Raw genomic sequence first — 16,867 nt, forward strand, 5'->3', positions numbered from 1 at the left:
ACTTAGGTGACAAAAGGAAAATTAGATAAAACGCTACACAAAGGCGCAGCTATTGGAATAGCGCATGAAGCGTCATAAAATCAGATAGTTAGCTTAAGCCTGCAATCACTAAAAGCATTTGTTGGCTTTTCAAGGTACCAATAGCGGCGCCATTGGCTCATAATGAACGTCATTAACATTCTTAAAACAACGAAGATCATAATTCACTAATGAATCCTCCATCATTATCTAATCAGCTATTTCAAATGACTTGGCCGATGCTTTTTGGCGTCCTGTCACTAATGAGCTTTCAGTTAGTCGATAGTGCATTTATCGGTCAACTTGGTGTTTTGCCGCTTGCTACGCAAGGTTTCACTATGCCATTGCAAATGGTGATTATAGGCGTTCAGGTCGGCCTGGGCATTGCTACAACGGCTGTAATCTCCAAGGCTTTAGGGGCTGAAAAGACGCGATACGCCAAACAGCTAGGCGGTTTAGTGTTGGCAATGGGTAGCGGCTGCGTCGCTATCTTCGGCTTGATCATTTACTTACTTCGATACCCTATCCTTTCATTGCTTGATGCTCCTGAAAGCATCTATTCAATTATTGATGTCTATTGGATTTGGTGGGCCATCAGCGCGTGGACAGGCGCAGTTCTGTATTTTCTTTACAGTGTCTGTCGTGCCAACGGAAATACTATGCTGCCGGGCACTATGATGATGGTGACCAGCGTATTAAACCTTGTGTTGGACCCACTGTTTATCTTTGTGTTCGATCTCGGTATCAATGGTGCTGCGATCGCAACCATTCTGGCGTTTGGCATCGGTGTGGCCGTTGTTTTACCAAAAGTTTATAACAAGCACTGGATGAGCTACGCATGGCATGACTTGGATATTGTCGCCAGCGTTAAATCTATCGGGCATATCATGGGGCCAGCGATGCTGAGCCAACTGTTACCACCGCTTTCCTCAATGCTGGCAACTAAACTACTAGCAAGTTTTGGCGCGACAGCGGTTGCAGCGTGGGCACTGGGTTCACGTTTTGAGTTTTTTGCTATCGTTGCGGTGTTGGCGTTGACTATGTCTATGCCACCGATGATCGGCAGAATGTTGGGCGCAGGAAAGCTCGCGGATATAAGAAAGCTGGTGAATATCGCCATTCGTTTTATTTTGATTTCCCAACTTGCTATTGCGCTGATTACTATCGTGCTATCCACTCCTCTGGCATCACTGATGACCAGCGAAGCGAGTGTCGAGACTATCTTGAACTGGCACTTGATGATTGTACCGTTAAGCTTAGGTTCGCTAGGGGTTTGTATGCTCATGGTGTCAGTATCTAACGCTCTGGGTAAGTCTTACATCGCTTTAACGATTTCAGCATTAAGGCTATTTATCTTCTTCCTTCCTTGTCTATGGATAGGTTCTGAGTTCGGCGGATTACAAGGTCTGTTTATCGGTGCCTTTATCGGTAACTTATTGGCTGGCAGCACCGCTTGGTGGGTATATCAAAGAACTCTGAAGCAAATAGAACAGAGCTATACGCTTCAAACTTCCTGATCAAAAAAGGCTCTCAAATGAGAGCCTTTTCTTCGTCTATGCATTTATGAACTAAGCATTTATGCATTAGCCTTTGCGACGTTTTTCTACCGCATCAGCAAGTTGACGCAATACAGTTTCAGTATCATTCCAACCAATACATGCATCTGTAATCGACTGGCCGTAAGTCGGCGCTTGACCATCAACTAAGTCTTGGCGACCTTCAACAAGATGTGACTCAATCATCACGCCGAAAATTGCGTGTTCGCCACCAGCGATTTGTGCACTCACATCTTCGCCTACAACCATTTGACGTTGGTATTGTTTAGAACTGTTTGCGTGGCTGAAGTCAATCATCACTTTTTGACGCAGACCAGACGCTTCCAGTTGGTTCTTGATGTCACTAACATGTTCAGCACTGTAGTTTGGCTCTTTACCACCGCGAAGAATGATGTGGCAATCAGGGTTACCTGCGGTTTCAACAATCGCTGAATGACCAAATTTAGTTACTGATAGGAAGTGGTGTGATGACTCAGCTGAGCGAATCGCATCAGAAGCAATTTTGATGTTGCCATCAGTGCCGTTTTTAAAACCAACCGGACATGAAATACCAGAAGCCAGTTCACGGTGTACTTGTGATTCAGTCGTACGAGCACCGATAGCGCCCCAGCTAATTAAATCAGCCACGTATTGCGGAGTGATCATATCTAAGAATTCACTCGCAGTCGGCATACCCATGTCGGTCAGATCAAGCAATAGCTTGCGACCCATGCGTAAACCGTCATTAATCTTGTAAGTATCGTTAAGGTATGGGTCGTTGATCAGACCTTTCCAACCCACGGTTGTACGCGGTTTTTCAAAGTAAACACGCATCACAACTTCAAGTTGACCACTTAACTCATCACGCAGTTTCTTCAAACGCTTACCGTACTCGATCGCCGCTTCTGTATCGTGGATAGAACATGGGCCAACAATAACGAGTAGTCTGTCATCTTCGTCATTCAAAATGTTGTGGATTGCTTGGCGCGCTTGAAACGTTGTTGAAGAAGCAACATCAGTCGCTGGAAATTTTTCTAATACTGCAACTGGGGGTAATAATTCTTTAATTCGTTTAATATTTACATCGTCGGTTTGATACATCGCTTACTTCTTCCTATTTTGCTTTGCTGCTGGTGCTATTGAACGGTGAATAGCAAATCCTTTGGCAGTCTCGTTTCCTCAGTCCGTAACTTAATCTACCTAGGCAGATGAGTGCAACCATTATTTTAAATAAAATGCAATATGCAGAAAATATTTACAAAATAGAAACGGTGTAACTTATTTTTTACACCCGTAATGACTGATGAAAAATAACGTGGTTTGTTGTGCCAAATAGCGCTTTTCTTGGTCTGACAAACTGGATTTAATCCCCATAACCTGCGGCCAGAAGCAACCACCTTTAACTAGGCTGTGCAACTGACCATTAGCGAGTTCAACATCCTGAATATCAAGGCTTTTTAACGAATTCTGATGTTTAAGCCAACTGAGGATCTGACCCTCTTTTTTTGCCATCAGTTCAGATTGTTCAATCAACTCATCAGGGCGATATAGATAGTAGCCGAGCACCACTCGCGCTAGGTCGATATACTCATTTGACGACAGAATTTCTATTTCGCTGTAAAGCAGTTGTTCTAACTGCTCTTCCATTGGCAGTGACATTAGCTGATCAGAATCGACAAGGTTAGCCGTTGCACTCCACAACTCTGCCAGCAAGGTCATGATCAGCACTTCTTTTGACGAAAAGTGGTTATACACGGTGCGCTTGGAAACCTGCGCTAACGCCGCAATCTTATCCATACTGGTGCTTTGTGCCCCGAACTCTCGGAAAGCTTCCTTTGCCGCCAACAATATCGCTTCACGTTTTAGTTCACTTCGAGTTTTCTTCATCACTGTGTTCTGCGTATGTCTTAAAAATATTCTGACACCAATATTACACTACTCAGTTTACTTTTCATCAAAAATACGTAAACTACACCGTATAGTTTACTTTAAAAGTTCTAAGAAACGTCACAAACGTTTCATATCTCTATTCGATCATAGAGCTCAGAAGTAAGGAAACTTTTCACTTGGCTACAGGAGAAAGACAATGAATACAGTTGAAAACAATCAAGTCTCAGATACAGCAGCACTTGATGGCAAATTTGCTAACCACGAAGTGGATAACAAAAACAGCATTCGCGATTTCTTAGCTATCTCTTGGGCTTATCTGACTGAGAAACATGAGGATACAGTGCCAAAAAAGCCGATTCCGGTGCAAAGTATCACTAACGAACAGCTAGAAGTTGAAAACGATGATGTGGTCTATCGACTTGGTCATTCTTCGATTTTGATGAAACTCGATGGTCAGTGGATCCTTACCGACCCAGTCTTCAGTGACCGCGCTTCACCAGTGCAATGGGCTGGACCAAAACGTTTCCACCAGCCACCCATCTCCATTCAGGATCTGCCAACCATTGATGTGGTGTTGATCAGCCATGACCATTACGATCACTTAGACAAAGCCGCAGTAAAAAGCTTGGTGAAGAAAGTTGACCACTTTCTTGTTCCCTCAAAAGTAGGCGCTTTATTGCAGAAATGGGGCGTACCTGCCAGCAAGATTCAGGAGTTTCTTTGGTGGGACAGTGCGAACCGAGGTTCTGTTGAATTTGCTTTCACACCTACTCAACACTTCTCTGGCCGAGGCTTGACGGATCGTAATCAAACCCTATGGGGAAGCTGGGTGATTCGCAGCAGCAAAAAGTCGATATTCTTTAGTGGAGATTCCGGCTATTTCAGCGGATTTAAAGAGATTGGCAATAAATACGGCCCTTTCGATTTAACCATGATTGAGACTGGCGCTTACAACAAACTTTGGTCTGAAGTGCATATGTTTCCTCGCCAGAGCTTACAGGCGCACATCGATCTGAAAGGCAAAATGATGATGCCGATTCACAACAGTACTTTTGATTTGTCTATGCATCGTTGGTATGAACCACTTGAGAAAGCATCGAATCTCGCAAGATCTTTAGGCGTTACGCTGGTCACTCCTGTTATTGGTCAACGCATGTCGTTAAACGAATCATTTCAATCGGTGAGATGGTGGGAACAACTTGAAGTGGAAATGGAAGCAGAGCCATCAGTGCAAAACTGTTTTAACTCTGCCTCATAAATTTTTCATATCACCACTTACACGAAGTAGTGATCGAGCAGCAGCGCAATAAACAACATCATCAAATAATAGATAGAGTATTTGAACGTGGTGATGGCTGACTGCTCATCTGAGCGATATTTCAGTACCCATGCTGAATAAATAAAACCTAAGCTCAAAATAGTGGATGCAACAAAATAAAGCACCCCACTCATTCCCACCAATACTGGCAATACACAGACAATCGCCAATAATACCGTATAGAGCAGAATCGACGTTTTAGTGTAATCCACGCCGTGCGTCACTGGCAGCATTGGGATATCCGCTTTGGCATAATCTTCTTTGCGATGAATCGCCAAAGCCCAGAAATGAGGTGGCGTCCAGATAAAGATGATCATCACCAATAACCAAGCATGGCCATGCAGTTCATTGGTTATTGCTGTCCAGCCTAATAGTGGCGGCATTGCACCAGCCAAACCAGCAATCACAATATTCTGCGGTGTTGCACGTTTAAGGTAAACGGTATAAACCAGCGCATACCCCAACAAACTGGCAAATGTCAGCCAAGCAGTCAGTGCATTTACCCCAGCATAGAGCACGACAAATCCCGCGATTCCAATCGCCGTAGCAAATGCAAAAACTTTATAAGCCTGAATATCTCCAGAAGGTAGCGGACGACGATACGTTCTCGCCATAATCGCATCGATTCTTCGGTCAATCAGATGATTGAACGCTGCCGCAGAGCCTGCCATCAAAGCAATGCCACTCAACCCCAACACCACCGCTTGCAAAGGAAGCGCAGCTGGTTGGGCTAAACACATTCCGACCAGAGCGGTAAGCAGCATTAATGCGACCACCTTAGGTTTGGTCAGAGTCCAATAGATTCTCCAACGCGAAGGAGATACGGCGATACCAGATGCGACAGTGACCGACTTATTCATGGGAAACACTCCTTGTTGTAACTTTAGAATTGGCTTTAGCGTCAATGATTGCTTGGCTCACAGGCTGAGAAGACCACAATCTATAGTTGCATTTGAGTACTGCAACCATGAGCAGCGCTGCGCCCAAATTGTGCATAACTGCAATCGTTAAAGGCAGATTGAAAACCACATTGCTGATGCCGAGAACAACCTGAACCAAAAGCGCGCCTAACAACATTTTCGACAAAGAAAGCAGGCCAACTTTCCATAAACGAAACGCTAACGCTGACACGACTAAGATGGTCAAGATAGCGCCAAACCGATGTGATACATGGATAGTCAGCCTCGGACCGTACTCCAGTACGCCAAACTCATAGCTGTCATGTCCGTGATGAATCAAAGTAAAGGCTGTTTTGAAATCCAGATAAGAGAGCCAGTTACCTTCACATATTGGTATACTGCTGCACATTAACGCCGCGTAATTAGAGGATGTCCAGCCACCAAGCATGATCTGCCCGACCACCACCGCCATAGTAAGTACCGCCCCGAGCTTAAGGTTCGAAGAGAAAGGCAGTGCTGATGAACTTATAAGATCTCTGTTTTCAGGCGCTGACGTCCGTTGTAACTGCCACAACAGTAACCACAAACTGGCGAGCAAAGTGAATCCCCCCAGTAAGTGCCCCATCACCACTATCGGCAGCAGCATCATGGTTACCGTCCACATACCAAGTAAGGCCTGAAAAATCACAACTGCAGCAATCATCAGAGGCAGGGTGATCGCCACAGGTCGAGTTTTAATACAGAGAAAAGTGATTAAAAACACCACCAGCCCAAGAGTGCCGGCAAAATAACGATGAATCATTTCCGGCCAAGCTTTATGCGGCTCCACATCGAGATGAGGGTATAACAGCTCTGCTTTTTCCAGCGCTTGGGAAGATTGCGGAACCGTGAAGTGACCGTAACAACCCGGCCAGTCAGGACAGCCCAACCCTGCATCGGATAAACGAGTATAAGCACCCAATGCAATTACGGTCAGCGTTAACAACAGTGCAAACTTCACTAATCGAATTAACCCTGTATTGGAATTGGTCATCGTCCACCTCACCCAACGCGAGAAAGTTTGAGCAACTTACGTAAATCCGCCAGCACACTTTTACTTTGCATCACCAGCTGCGAAGGGTCTGTTTTGGGGTAATGCATAACCAGTTGACCAAGCGGATCGACAATCACAATTTCAGAGCTCTCAATAGCCGCTATAAAAGCTTGATTGACCGCCAACTTCTCAACGGAGATGTGCTCAACACTCTGGATGTCACTTTCAGGTTCAATCAGTAATACCGGTTCTACTCTGCCCTGCTCTTTGCCCAATGCAGTATGGCTTTGCATCAGCATATAGATGTGCTGTTGGCACTGCTCATCGCACTGTTTGGGAACCACATACCCTACGCGCCAAAGCTTGTCCTGTGTCGAAGTTCCTAACCCTAATGAACTCAAGGTGATTCTTGGTTCAATCAAAACCCCCTTGTTGGTTACTCCTGACTGATACCAATGGTTAGTTAAGACCGTCTTTGCCACTACGGCAGGAAGCGCAAAGAAAAGCACAATCGCTAGCAACATCAAACGTCCTTTGGTCTTTGAATTCATCCTAGCCTCCTTGCTTTAAAAGCTCTGACACAGATAAGCAAAACAATAATTAACAACACGGCTGCCATAGCGAACCACTGCACGGCATAGCCAAAATGTTTTTCAGCACTGAGAGGAAAAGGAACCCATGGCTGCGCATATGGCCAGTTCTTTTCCTGTGGTTGAAACAGAGCTGGCAAAATGGGTTCTCCCAACCACTGAGAAAGCTGCTCAATGTTTAGGTTCTGAATGCGGTGCGGCGTCTGGCTTTCAATATTCAAATCCGAACTCAGTGGATTATTGGATTTTTGGTACAGACGCCCAACTAACTCTTGAGGCTCTATAAGCCAGTTAACCTCCGGCAAGATGCGTCTATCGTTGGTTGCTGCAACAAAGCCCCTTTCGATCAACATCCAGTGCCCGTTTCGCTCTTTTGCCAGTTGGTAAGCCAGATAACCTACTTTTCCTTGATAGGTTTGGTTGTCGAGCAGAAACGTCATGTTGCTGACTGGCGAGAAAGAAACTCTTACCTGCAAGCCCGTCAAATCTGAGACTGGATACCTTTCTAAAGCCATGCCTAAAGAGATCGGTTCCATCTGCTGACGAAGTAACAGCTCCTGCTCAAGCGCCTGTTTTTCTTCGCCACGCGACAATTGCCAGAAACCCAATTTGACCAATAACAGAAACACAACCACAGTTAAAACAGCACCTAAGATTACTTTCATAGACAACACTCGACTCTTTAGAGGATCAGACATGCTGCCACTTGTTGTAAAAATCATTTTGGTTCTGTTTCTGCTGTTCATCATATTCAACCTTGCTCGCGCCTTAATTCAGATGGTTAGAGAACCCAATGATGACGATGAGCGCCCGATGAGCTATTACCTTGGGCGACGCCTTATATTTTCAGCTTTCGTCGTTATCTTGCTCATTTTTGCTCTCCTCAGCGGCTGGCTTCACCCCAACCACACACCTTACTAAAGCGTTAACACCGTGCTTATAAGACATAGACAAAGACAAACAGACACAACCACACCACGTCGACAAAGTGCCAATACCAGCTACCCGCCTGGAACGCGAAATGATCTTTGGGCGTGAAGTGGTCTTTAGCGATACGCGCAAGCAGCACAATTAAAAACAGTGTGCCGAGACAAACGTGTAAGCCGTGAAAACCTGTGAGCATAAAGAAGGTGTTGCCATACACGCCAGATTGCAGAGTCAGTCCCATTTCCTGATAAGCGTGAGCATATTCAACCCCTTGGAAATACAAGAAAAAGCCAGCAAGAACGATGGTGATTTCCAGCCATACAATCAGTGCCATGCGGTGATTTTTCTCTAAACTGATGTGTGCCATGTGCAAAGTAATCGAAGACATCAGCAGGATAATGGTGTTTTTGAGTGGGATCCCCTGCCAAGGCATGGCTTGTACTGTCTCCCCTGCTGGCGTTGTAATCAGTGGCCATATCGCTTCAAAACCCGGCCACAGCAATTCGTTGGTCATGGCATTGTTGCTAGCACCGCCTAACCAAGGGACAGCCACCATTCGCGCATAGAACAGAGCACCAAAAAATGCACCAAAGAACATCACTTCCGAAAAGATAAACCAGCTCATTCCCTGACGAAATGAACGGGCTATTTGTTTGGAATACAACCCTGCTAATGATTCTCCAATTACGTTACTAAACCAGCCCGCCAACATGCTGAGCAGTACAATAAAACCGATAATCAAAATGGCTTTGCCAAAGACACTTCCCGCACCACCAGTGCCAACATGTTGCACTGTTAAACCTGCCCCCACAGCCACCAGAAACAGAGCTACAGCGCCGATAATCGGCCAACGGCTCTGAGCCGGAACATAGTAAGAATCGTGTTTAGTACTCATAGATTTGCTCCTTGCGTTGGTGCGCCGTTCACGTGAGCACTTTGGCTTGTTTTGACCAGTTGAGGCTCTGCTTTTTCCGTTATGTTGTACAAGGTATAGGAGAGCGTAAGGGTATGAATGGAATCGGGAATATCCGGTTCGATATAAAATATCAGCGGCATCTCAGCGTCTGCCTTGGCTGACAATGGCTGCTGATGAAAACAGAAACACTCAATTTTATTGAAGTAACTTGCGCCTTGTCCCGGAGATACAGATGGAACCGCTTGGCCGACAAGTTCGTCACTGGAAAGGTTGTTAGCCAAAAACGCTGTTTGTATTACCTGCCCAGGGTGCACGTCCATGTGCGAAACTTTAGGTTCAAATTTCCAAGGCATGCCATTACTGACATGTGCCATAAACTGAACGCGAATCGTGCGCGATTCGTCTACCACCATGGTTGTCGGCTGAACTGCCGCCACTTCGTTGGTTTTCCCATTGATGCCTAGTGCCTTACACATCACGTCATACAAAGGCACCAGGGCAAAACCAAACCCGAACATCAGCACAGTACCAATGGTCAGTTTTATCATCAGTTGTCGGTTCTTGCTTTTAAGTGATTCGTTGTCCATTTTTCACGCTCCTAATCCACCCAACTATTCCACTTTGGGTGGTGTAGAGAATGTATGGTGCGGCGCAGGGCTTGGAACCGTCCATTCCAGTCCTTCAGCTCTTTCCCAAGGTTTAGCCGGTGCAGGCTTTCCTCCCCGCACACACTTAATCACAACCCACAAGAAGATCAGTTGTGATAAACCAAAGGCAAAGCCACCAATCGAAACAATCTGGTTCACGTCAGCGAACTGAATCGCGTAATCAGGAATACGTCTTGGCATTCCCGCCAAACCTAAGAAGTGCATCGGGAAAAACAACACATTGACCGAGATAACAGAACACCAGAAGTGCCACAGACTTAGGCGCTCATCGTACATATGCCCTGTCCATTTTGGCAGCCAGTAATACGCCGCCGCCATAATCGAGAACACAGCACCAGAAACCAGAACATAGTGGAAGTGCGCCACAACAAAGTAGGTATCGTGATACTGAAAATCCGCAGGCACAATTGCCAGCATCAGCCCAGAGAATCCACCTATGGTAAACAGCACAATAAAGGCAATCGCAAACAACATAGGCGTCTCAAAAGTGAGTGAGCCGCGCCACATGGTCGCAACCCAGTTAAATACTTTTACCCCTGTTGGTACGGCGATCAGCATGGTGCAATACATAAAGAACAGTTCGGCAAACACCGGCATACCAGTGGTAAACATATGGTGAGCCCAAACCAAGAACGAAAGCAGCGCGATACTGCTGGTGGCGTAAACCATCGAATGATAGCCAAACAATTTTTTGCCACTAAAAGCAGGAACGATGGCAGAAATAATGCCGAAGGATGGCAGAATCATGATGTACACTTCAGGGTGACCGAAGAACCAGAAAATATGCTGGAACATCACAGGGTCGCCACCACCAGCCGCATCAAAGAAGCTCGTACCAAAATACTTATCGGTCAGAACCATAGTGACCGCCCCTGCTAATACAGGCATCACCGCAATCAAAAGGAAAGCCGTAATCAGCCATGTCCAGACAAACAACGGTAATTTAAACCATGTCATACCCGGAGCGCGCATGTTGACTATGGTCACGATGACGTTAATCGCCCCCATAATCGAGCTGATACCCATAATATGAACCGAGAATACAAACAACGCTGTACTGTCTGGGCCATAGGTTGTCGATAGCGGCGCATAGAATGTCCAACCAAAGTTAGGGCCGCCACCTTCCGTAAACAGTGATGCAAGAAGAATGAGGAAAGCAAATGGCAGAATCCAGAAGCTGAGGTTATTCATCCTTGGCAACGCCATGTCCGGTGCGCCAATCATTAAAGGCACCATCCAGTTCGCTAACCCTGTGAATGCGGGCATTACCGCACCGAACACCATAATCAGACCGTGAACTGTGGTCATTTGATTGAAGAATTCAGGCTCTACAAGCTGTAAACCCGGTTGGAATAACTCGGCACGAATCACCATTGCCATTGCGCCACCAATCAAAAACATGGTGAAGCTGAACCAAAGATACAAGGTGCCTATATCTTTATGATTGGTTGAATAGATCCATCTAGCCAAACCTTTAGGAGCGTGGTGTTCATGTTCGCTCTCGCCATGATCAACAGAGCCGGTATCTGGATTCGAGATATCAGCGTCCGCCATTGGAGCCGATTTTTCCTTATGAATCATTGTCCTTATCCTCCATTACCCGATTGACCAGAAGCTCCAGCGCCCTGTGACTTAAACGCATTAACGTCAGATGCTTGAACCGCATCGCCAGTGTTGTTACCCCAAGCGTTACGTTGATAACTGATCACAGCAGCCAGTTCTTGATCACTCAACTGGTTGCCAAAAGCCTGCATTGCGGTTCCCGAACGACCATTAACAACCACATTAAGATGAGCACTTAGATCCCCCGTAGCCACAGGACTGCCTTTGATGGCAGGAAAGGCACCCGGTATACCTAAACCTGTCGGCTGATGACAAACAGCACAGCGATCCATGTAAACTTTCTCGCCCATTACCATCAGCTCATCCAACGACATTGAACTTTGCAGCGCTTTTTCGGCTTCTTGTCTGGCAGCAGCAATTTCGGCTTTTTTATCTGCGAGCCATTGATCGTATTTCTCTGGCTCCATTGCCTGAACCACAATTGGCATAAAGCCGTGAGCTCGACCACACAACTCAGCACATTGACCGCGATATACGCCCGGTTCATCAATGCGTGTCCAAGCTTCATTGATATATCCCGGAATGGTGTCTTTCTTAACGGCAAAAGCCGGAACCCACCAAGAGTGGATCACATCATCAGATGTCAGTAAGAAGCGCACTTTACGTTCAGTCGGCAGAACCAAAGGCTGATCCACTTCTAGAAGGTAGTGTGCTCCTTTGGTCTCTTCGCCCTGAATTTGTTTTTGCGAAGTCGCTAAAAGACTGAAAAATTCCACGTCTTGCTCAAAATAGCTGTAATGCCATTTCCATTGTGAACCGGTGATCTTAATAGTGAGGTCAGATTGAGAAGTATCTTCCATCGCAACTAAAGTTTTCGTTGCGGGAATCGCCATGGCGACCAAGATAATGATTGGGATAATCGTCCAAATAATTTCGACTTTGGTACTTTCGTGAAAATGAGCCGCCACCGCTCCCTTCGATTTGCGGTGCTTGAAAATGGCATAGAACATGGCACCAAAGACCACGAGAGCTATCGCTACACAAATATAGAAAATAAGCATGTGTAGCTGATACACCTTACCACTGATTTCGGTAACGCCCGGTGTCATGTTTAATGCTCGTTCTGCAGAAAAAACCTGTGGGGAAAAGCTGATTAACAGCCCAACCATTGGCAGCCACAGATCGGTTACAAATCTTCTCAAGAGCTCTCTCCTCTGCTTCGCTGTACTTCAACACCTCTCTGTACTTCAATACTTCTCTGTACTGCAATACAAGGAACGTGAATCGACACAAACAGCAAATTTGACTCAATTGTTACATTTGTTAATTTTTTGTTATTTCAAAATATTAAGTAAAGGCTAGTTAGGGTTTCAGATTTGTTCAAGAAAATATCAAAACAGTTTGATAAAAGTGGGTTGTCAAAAACTGTCCTAGAATAGTTTTAAAACTCATGAAGATATTTAAATCTAACAACTAGCGTCTGTTGACCTAAGGTTTAATGCAGGTTTTAGCGATTGCGCGCTCATAAATGAGAATCGATATCAATTATGCTGCGTAATCAAATTAATACATAAGGTGGCAATCATGATGGAAAAAGTCACACAATGGTTATCAGCAGATCCTGACCCTAAAACACGGGAAGAACTGCAATATCTGATTGACCATAAAGAATATGAAGAGTTAGAAGACCGCTTTAAATGCCGACTCGAATTCGGCACAGCCGGTCTGCGCGGAAAAGTAGGTTGTGGTCCAAACCGAATGAACCGTTTAGTGATTCAACAAACCGCTTTAGGTCTTGGTGAATACCTAGTGAAACACGTCGACAATGCTAAACAACGTGGCGTAGTGATCGGCTATGACGGCCGCACAGATTCCAAATCCTTTGCACATGACACAGCAGCCGTTTTAACGGCTTTAGGTATTAAGGTTTACTTAACTCATAAAGTGGCGGCTACGCCAATTGCGGCCTTTGGTGTGAAGCATTTCAACACGGCGGCGGCAGTTGTGGTAACAGCGAGCCATAATCCGCCAGAGTACAACGGATTTAAAGTCTACTGGGAAAACGGCGCGCAAATCATTCCTCCGCACGATTCTGGTATCGCACAAGAGATTGATATTGCAGCCACTCGCGTGATTCCATTGATGCCGCATTCCGAAGCTGAGCGTCAAGGTCTGCTGGTTTGGTTACGTGATGATTATTACCAAACTTACCGTGCAGCGATTAACAGCAATCCTCTGCTTTCTCATCATACTGACCCAAACAGCATTTCTATTGCTTATACGGCAATGCATGGTGTCGGCGCAAACATGGCGGAAGATCTTCTCCATGATGCTGGATTCAAGAAAGTGATGAGCGTGAAAGAACAGCGTGAGCCAGATGGCACTTTCCCAACCGTTAACTTCCCGAACCCAGAAGAAGCGGGTGCGATGGATATGGTGATTGAACTGGCTGATTCGATCTCAGCGGAACTTGCTTGCGCTAACGACCCAGATGCTGACCGTTTTGCGGTTGCGGTACGCAAACCCGATGGAAGTTACCAAATGCTCACAGGTGACCAAGTGGGTACTCTTTTCGGTCATTACTTGCTTAGTAAAACCGATGCAAAATCCCAATTAGTGGGCAATACCATTGTCTCTTCTAGCCTACTGAACAAAGTGGCAAAAGCGCATGGTGCGAAGTATTACCAAACATTGACTGGTTTCAAATGGCTCACAAACATTGCAATGCAAGAGCAAAGCGATGAGCACAAATTCCTGTTTGCTTACGAAGAAGCGCTTGGCTACACAGTAGGTAACACCGTTTGGGACAAAGATGGTTTATCCGCTTTGGTTGCTTTTGCACAACTATCAGCAGAACTCTACAGCCAAGGCAAAACCATTTGGGATCAACTTGAAGAAATTTACCGCGAGCATGGCATGTACATTAATGCTCAACGCAGTATTGCGCTAGACCCTGATTACCCGCCTGTGGGTGAACTGCTTCGTGCAGATCCTCCGAAAAAAATTGCTGGTAAGAAAATCTTAGTTACCGAGGATTTAAAACACTCAGTGCGCACTGACAGCAATGGAAAAACGCAGGCAATCAACCTGCCTAGCAGTGATGTGCTGATCTACCACTTAGAAGGCGGCTCACGCGTTATTGTTCGCCCTTCCGGCACAGAACCGAAACTCAAATGCTACTATGAGGTGGTTGGCAGTTTCGCGAAAAACGAAAGCTTCGCGAGCGCTCAAGAAAGGGCAGAAGAACAAATGTCACTTCTGATCAGTGAGCATCAGAACAGCTTGAGATAACTGCGGTAATACTCGTAGGAAAGTGACTAATCAAGAGACAAAAGCGAGTTCGTTTTTGTCTCTTTTCATATCAGGTATCTGAAGCGCAATTATTGAATAGTGTCGCCAACGTTTCTGGCTATCATCAACACCTCATCAGCTGAATACAGATTGGAAATGGTGCTTTCCACTTCGGCACCTAATGTCTTTTTGTACAACTGCTGGGCGAAATTGTCCGCTCTTGTGGTGACAAGCACATGCTTGAGCACTGAATCCTGCTCAGCCAATTGCTGCTTAACCAATGGCAAAGATTCCAAGATTAAAGCTTTTGCAACTCCTTGCCCCTGACATTCAGGCAACACAGCAAGTTGCTCTAACTCCAATACTGATTCTGGTCTAAAGCCGCTTTTCTGAGCCCAAATAATGTAACCCACCACTTTGGAATCTGGTTGCTCATCGAGCTTGGCTACATAGATCATATATCGAGGAAAAGCCTTCAAGTTACACTGTAGCCATTCAAACGAACGACGTTGTCTGACAAAGGCTGATTGGTGAACCAACGCAGCTTCAGACAAATCACTTTCCTGCATCAAGCGAATAATCACTTTATCTCCTACTTCGATTAAACTGCATCCGTACCAAAATTCGGCGTACCTTTCTTGAGCTAAAACTTGAGCATACTCCGGACATTTAATGCTTATGAATGAAGAACACATAAGACCACTAAATCCAAAATTAACTTTGACAGACTCAAGTTTTAGACAAAATAATAATATTGAATGATAAATATAACTATTGTTTACCTAGTCAATATTTAGGTAACTCCCCCCACTAGAGATCGGCGCTTCTACAAAGCTAAGGTTACTATGTTTTTTAATAAGTCACTTCAAAAAGAAAACCAAGAATTAAAAGAGAAACTTTATCCACTTGAACAAGTTCGAGAGAGCCTTGATGAGGACATGTTGCGGTTAACGTTAGATCCTCAAGGAAAAATCATTTCCACTAACGCTAATTTTGAAAAGGAACTCGGAATTAAATTTGAGACAATATCAGGCTCTCACCTAACTTCCTTAGTCCCAGAGAAAGCAAAGAAAACTAAGCATTTTCAGAAACTAAAAAGCGCATTAGAGCAGAAACATCACTGGAACGGCGCATTACAAATTACTAAGGCAAACCGTCAGGAAGCGTGGTTGCGCATCATTTTGCAGCCGATCTTTGACATGCAGAAAAAACTGCTTCGTTTTTCTGTTTATGCAACAGAGTTAACTCGAACCATATCAGCCTCCAGAGAGCATGAAGATATGCTCAAAGCGATAAACCGTTCAATGGCGGTTATCGAGTTTTCTCCAGATGGCACCATACTTCGTGCTAATGAGAACTTCCTGAAAACTATGGGATACAAAAGCGAGCAGATCGTAGGTAAACATCACCGAATTTTCTGTGAATCAAGTGACGTTAAGTCACCAGCATACACTGAATTCTGGAAGAAACTGGGGAGAGGTCAATTCGTATCAGAACGCTTTAAGCGAATTGATAAACATGGGCATGTTGTATGGCTAGAAGCTTCTTACAACCCTATTCATAACGACACTGGTGAGCTGTACAAAGTCGTGAAGTTTGCAACGGTTATAACTGATCAAGTGCAACAAGAACTTGCGGCTCAAGAGGCAGCGCAAATCGCTTTTAACGTATCAGAAGAAACCGGACGCCAAACGACTCAAGGACAAGAAGTTATTACCGCCATCATCGCGAAGATGGATAACTTAGTACGGCAAATGAAGCAGGCAAGTAAAGAAATCGAAGCTCTGAATCAGCACTCAAAGAGCATTAGTGACTTAGTCGGCAACATTAGTGGCATCGCTGACCAAACAAACCTGCTAGCGCTTAACGCTGCTATTGAAGCGGCTCGCGCAGGTGAACAAGGTAGAGGCTTTGCGGTGGTTGCCGATGAAGTGCGACAACTGGCTTCAAGAACCAATACGACAACCGAAGAAATTGTCACAGTAGTGACTGAGAACATGAAGCTTACCGCCAAAGCGGTTGAACTGATTAATGTATGCCAGTCTCAAGCTGGTGAAGCTCTGGACTTATCAACCCAAGCTGGTCAAGTAATAGAACAAGTAGAACAAGGCGCCATTCGAGTGGTGGAAGCCGTTCGTCAGTTTAATCAGCAGTTGTAAGGCCTAGTCATAAAAAAAGGTCTAGCAAAGCTAGACCTCTTTATTTGGAATTTTTCACTC

The 16,867-nt window shown here is 45.2% G+C and carries 16 protein-coding genes and 1 pseudogene; 6 read left to right on the forward strand and 11 right to left on the reverse strand.

Features of this window, described 5'->3' with window-relative positions:
• Positions 1 to 209: 209 nt before the first annotated feature.
• Positions 210 to 1,535, forward strand: a complete 1,326-nt coding sequence (locus HKI82_RS00300; protein ID WP_171136844.1) for an MATE family efflux transporter — start codon at positions 210 to 212, stop codon at positions 1,533 to 1,535.
• Positions 1,536 to 1,601: 66 nt separating this feature from the next.
• Here HKI82_RS00300 and aroG read toward each other — a convergent pair whose 3' ends face one another.
• Positions 1,602 to 2,654, reverse strand: coding sequence for a 3-deoxy-7-phosphoheptulonate synthase AroG (gene aroG / locus HKI82_RS00305; RefSeq protein WP_102941890.1), 1,053 nt, complete (start codon positions 2,652 to 2,654; stop codon positions 1,602 to 1,604).
• Positions 2,655 to 2,831: 177 nt separating this feature from the next.
• Positions 2,832 to 3,440 carry a TetR/AcrR family transcriptional regulator gene (locus HKI82_RS00310; RefSeq protein WP_102941922.1) on the reverse strand — a complete coding sequence of 203 codons (609 nt, stop codon included), beginning with the start codon at positions 3,438 to 3,440 and terminating at the stop codon, positions 2,832 to 2,834.
• Between the two features lie 199 nt (positions 3,441 to 3,639).
• Here HKI82_RS00310 and HKI82_RS00315 point away from each other — a divergent pair, with 199 nt between their 5' ends.
• Entirely contained in the window at positions 3,640 to 4,701 is a 1,062-nt protein-coding gene (locus tag HKI82_RS00315; RefSeq protein ID WP_171136845.1) for an MBL fold metallo-hydrolase, read from the forward strand.
• A gap of 17 nt (positions 4,702 to 4,718) precedes the next feature.
• Here the strand turns inward: HKI82_RS00315 and cyoE are convergent, their stop codons facing one another.
• From cyoE to HKI82_RS00335, 4 genes are read right to left on the reverse strand one after another with little or no spacing between them, the layout of a single operon-like run.
• Positions 4,719 to 5,621: a heme o synthase gene (cyoE, locus tag HKI82_RS00320; RefSeq protein ID WP_171136846.1), complete on the reverse strand. Its 903-nt coding sequence runs from the start codon at positions 5,619 to 5,621 to the stop codon at positions 4,719 to 4,721.
• Entirely contained in the window at positions 5,614 to 6,693 is a 1,080-nt protein-coding gene (locus HKI82_RS00325; protein WP_171136847.1) for a COX15/CtaA family protein, read from the reverse strand. Before HKI82_RS00325 ends, cyoE begins: the two co-directional genes overlap by 8 nt.
• Positions 6,694 to 6,701: 8 nt before the next feature.
• Positions 6,702 to 7,244 (reverse strand): hypothetical protein, encoded by a 543-nt coding sequence (locus HKI82_RS00330; protein ID WP_102941886.1) that lies wholly within the window; start codon positions 7,242 to 7,244, stop codon positions 6,702 to 6,704.
• Complete coding sequence (locus HKI82_RS00335) at positions 7,241 to 7,981, reverse strand: SURF1 family protein (RefSeq protein ID WP_240956619.1); 741 nt, start codon at positions 7,979 to 7,981, stop codon at positions 7,241 to 7,243. The genes HKI82_RS00330 and HKI82_RS00335 overlap by 4 nt, the downstream gene beginning before the upstream one ends.
• Between HKI82_RS00335 and HKI82_RS00340 the strand changes: the two genes are divergently transcribed.
• Positions 7,980 to 8,204: a DUF2909 domain-containing protein gene (locus HKI82_RS00340; RefSeq protein ID WP_042481210.1), complete on the forward strand. Its 225-nt coding sequence runs from the start codon at positions 7,980 to 7,982 to the stop codon at positions 8,202 to 8,204. The genes HKI82_RS00335 and HKI82_RS00340 overlap by 2 nt on opposite strands.
• Before the next feature lie 16 nt (positions 8,205 to 8,220).
• Here the strand turns inward: HKI82_RS00340 and HKI82_RS00345 are convergent, their stop codons facing one another.
• From HKI82_RS00345 to coxB, 4 genes are read right to left on the reverse strand one after another with little or no spacing between them, the layout of a single operon-like run.
• Positions 8,221 to 9,105 (reverse strand): cytochrome c oxidase subunit 3, encoded by an 885-nt coding sequence (locus HKI82_RS00345; protein ID WP_102941884.1) that lies wholly within the window; start codon positions 9,103 to 9,105, stop codon positions 8,221 to 8,223.
• Positions 9,102 to 9,713 carry a cytochrome c oxidase assembly protein gene (locus tag HKI82_RS00350; protein WP_171136848.1) on the reverse strand — a complete coding sequence of 204 codons (612 nt, stop codon included), beginning with the start codon at positions 9,711 to 9,713 and terminating at the stop codon, positions 9,102 to 9,104. Before HKI82_RS00350 ends, HKI82_RS00345 begins: the two co-directional genes overlap by 4 nt.
• A 24-nt stretch (positions 9,714 to 9,737) precedes the next feature.
• Positions 9,738 to 11,375, reverse strand: a complete 1,638-nt coding sequence (gene ctaD, locus HKI82_RS00355) for a cytochrome c oxidase subunit I (RefSeq protein ID WP_102941882.1) — start codon at positions 11,373 to 11,375, stop codon at positions 9,738 to 9,740.
• Positions 11,376 to 11,380: 5 nt separating this feature from the next.
• Positions 11,381 to 12,559 (reverse strand): cytochrome c oxidase subunit II, encoded by a 1,179-nt coding sequence (gene coxB, locus HKI82_RS00360; protein ID WP_102941881.1) that lies wholly within the window; start codon positions 12,557 to 12,559, stop codon positions 11,381 to 11,383.
• A 382-nt stretch (positions 12,560 to 12,941) separates the two neighbouring features.
• Here coxB and HKI82_RS00365 point away from each other — a divergent pair, with 382 nt between their 5' ends.
• Positions 12,942 to 14,648, forward strand: a complete 1,707-nt coding sequence (locus tag HKI82_RS00365) for a phospho-sugar mutase (RefSeq protein ID WP_171136849.1) — start codon at positions 12,942 to 12,944, stop codon at positions 14,646 to 14,648.
• A gap of 89 nt (positions 14,649 to 14,737) precedes the next feature.
• Here HKI82_RS00365 and HKI82_RS00370 read toward each other — a convergent pair whose 3' ends face one another.
• Complete coding sequence (locus tag HKI82_RS00370; protein WP_171137194.1) at positions 14,738 to 15,217, reverse strand: GNAT family N-acetyltransferase; 480 nt, start codon at positions 15,215 to 15,217, stop codon at positions 14,738 to 14,740.
• Between the two features lie 369 nt (positions 15,218 to 15,586).
• On the opposite strand from HKI82_RS00370, the pseudogene HKI82_RS20675 reads away from it, so the two are divergent.
• Together HKI82_RS20675 and HKI82_RS20680 are read left to right on the forward strand one after the other, a co-directional pair.
• Positions 15,587 to 16,267, forward strand: a pseudogene (locus HKI82_RS20675) (PAS domain-containing protein); the annotation flags it as partial.
• 114 nt (positions 16,268 to 16,381) lie between these two features.
• On the forward strand, positions 16,382 to 16,807 hold the full coding sequence (locus tag HKI82_RS20680) for a methyl-accepting chemotaxis protein (RefSeq protein ID WP_390632687.1): 426 nt from the start codon (positions 16,382 to 16,384) through the stop codon (positions 16,805 to 16,807).
• Positions 16,808 to 16,867: the final 60 nt, after the last annotated feature.

It is taken from the genome of Vibrio plantisponsor, from assembly GCF_013041605.1.
Lineage (GTDB): Bacteria > Pseudomonadota > Gammaproteobacteria > Enterobacterales > Vibrionaceae > Vibrio > Vibrio plantisponsor.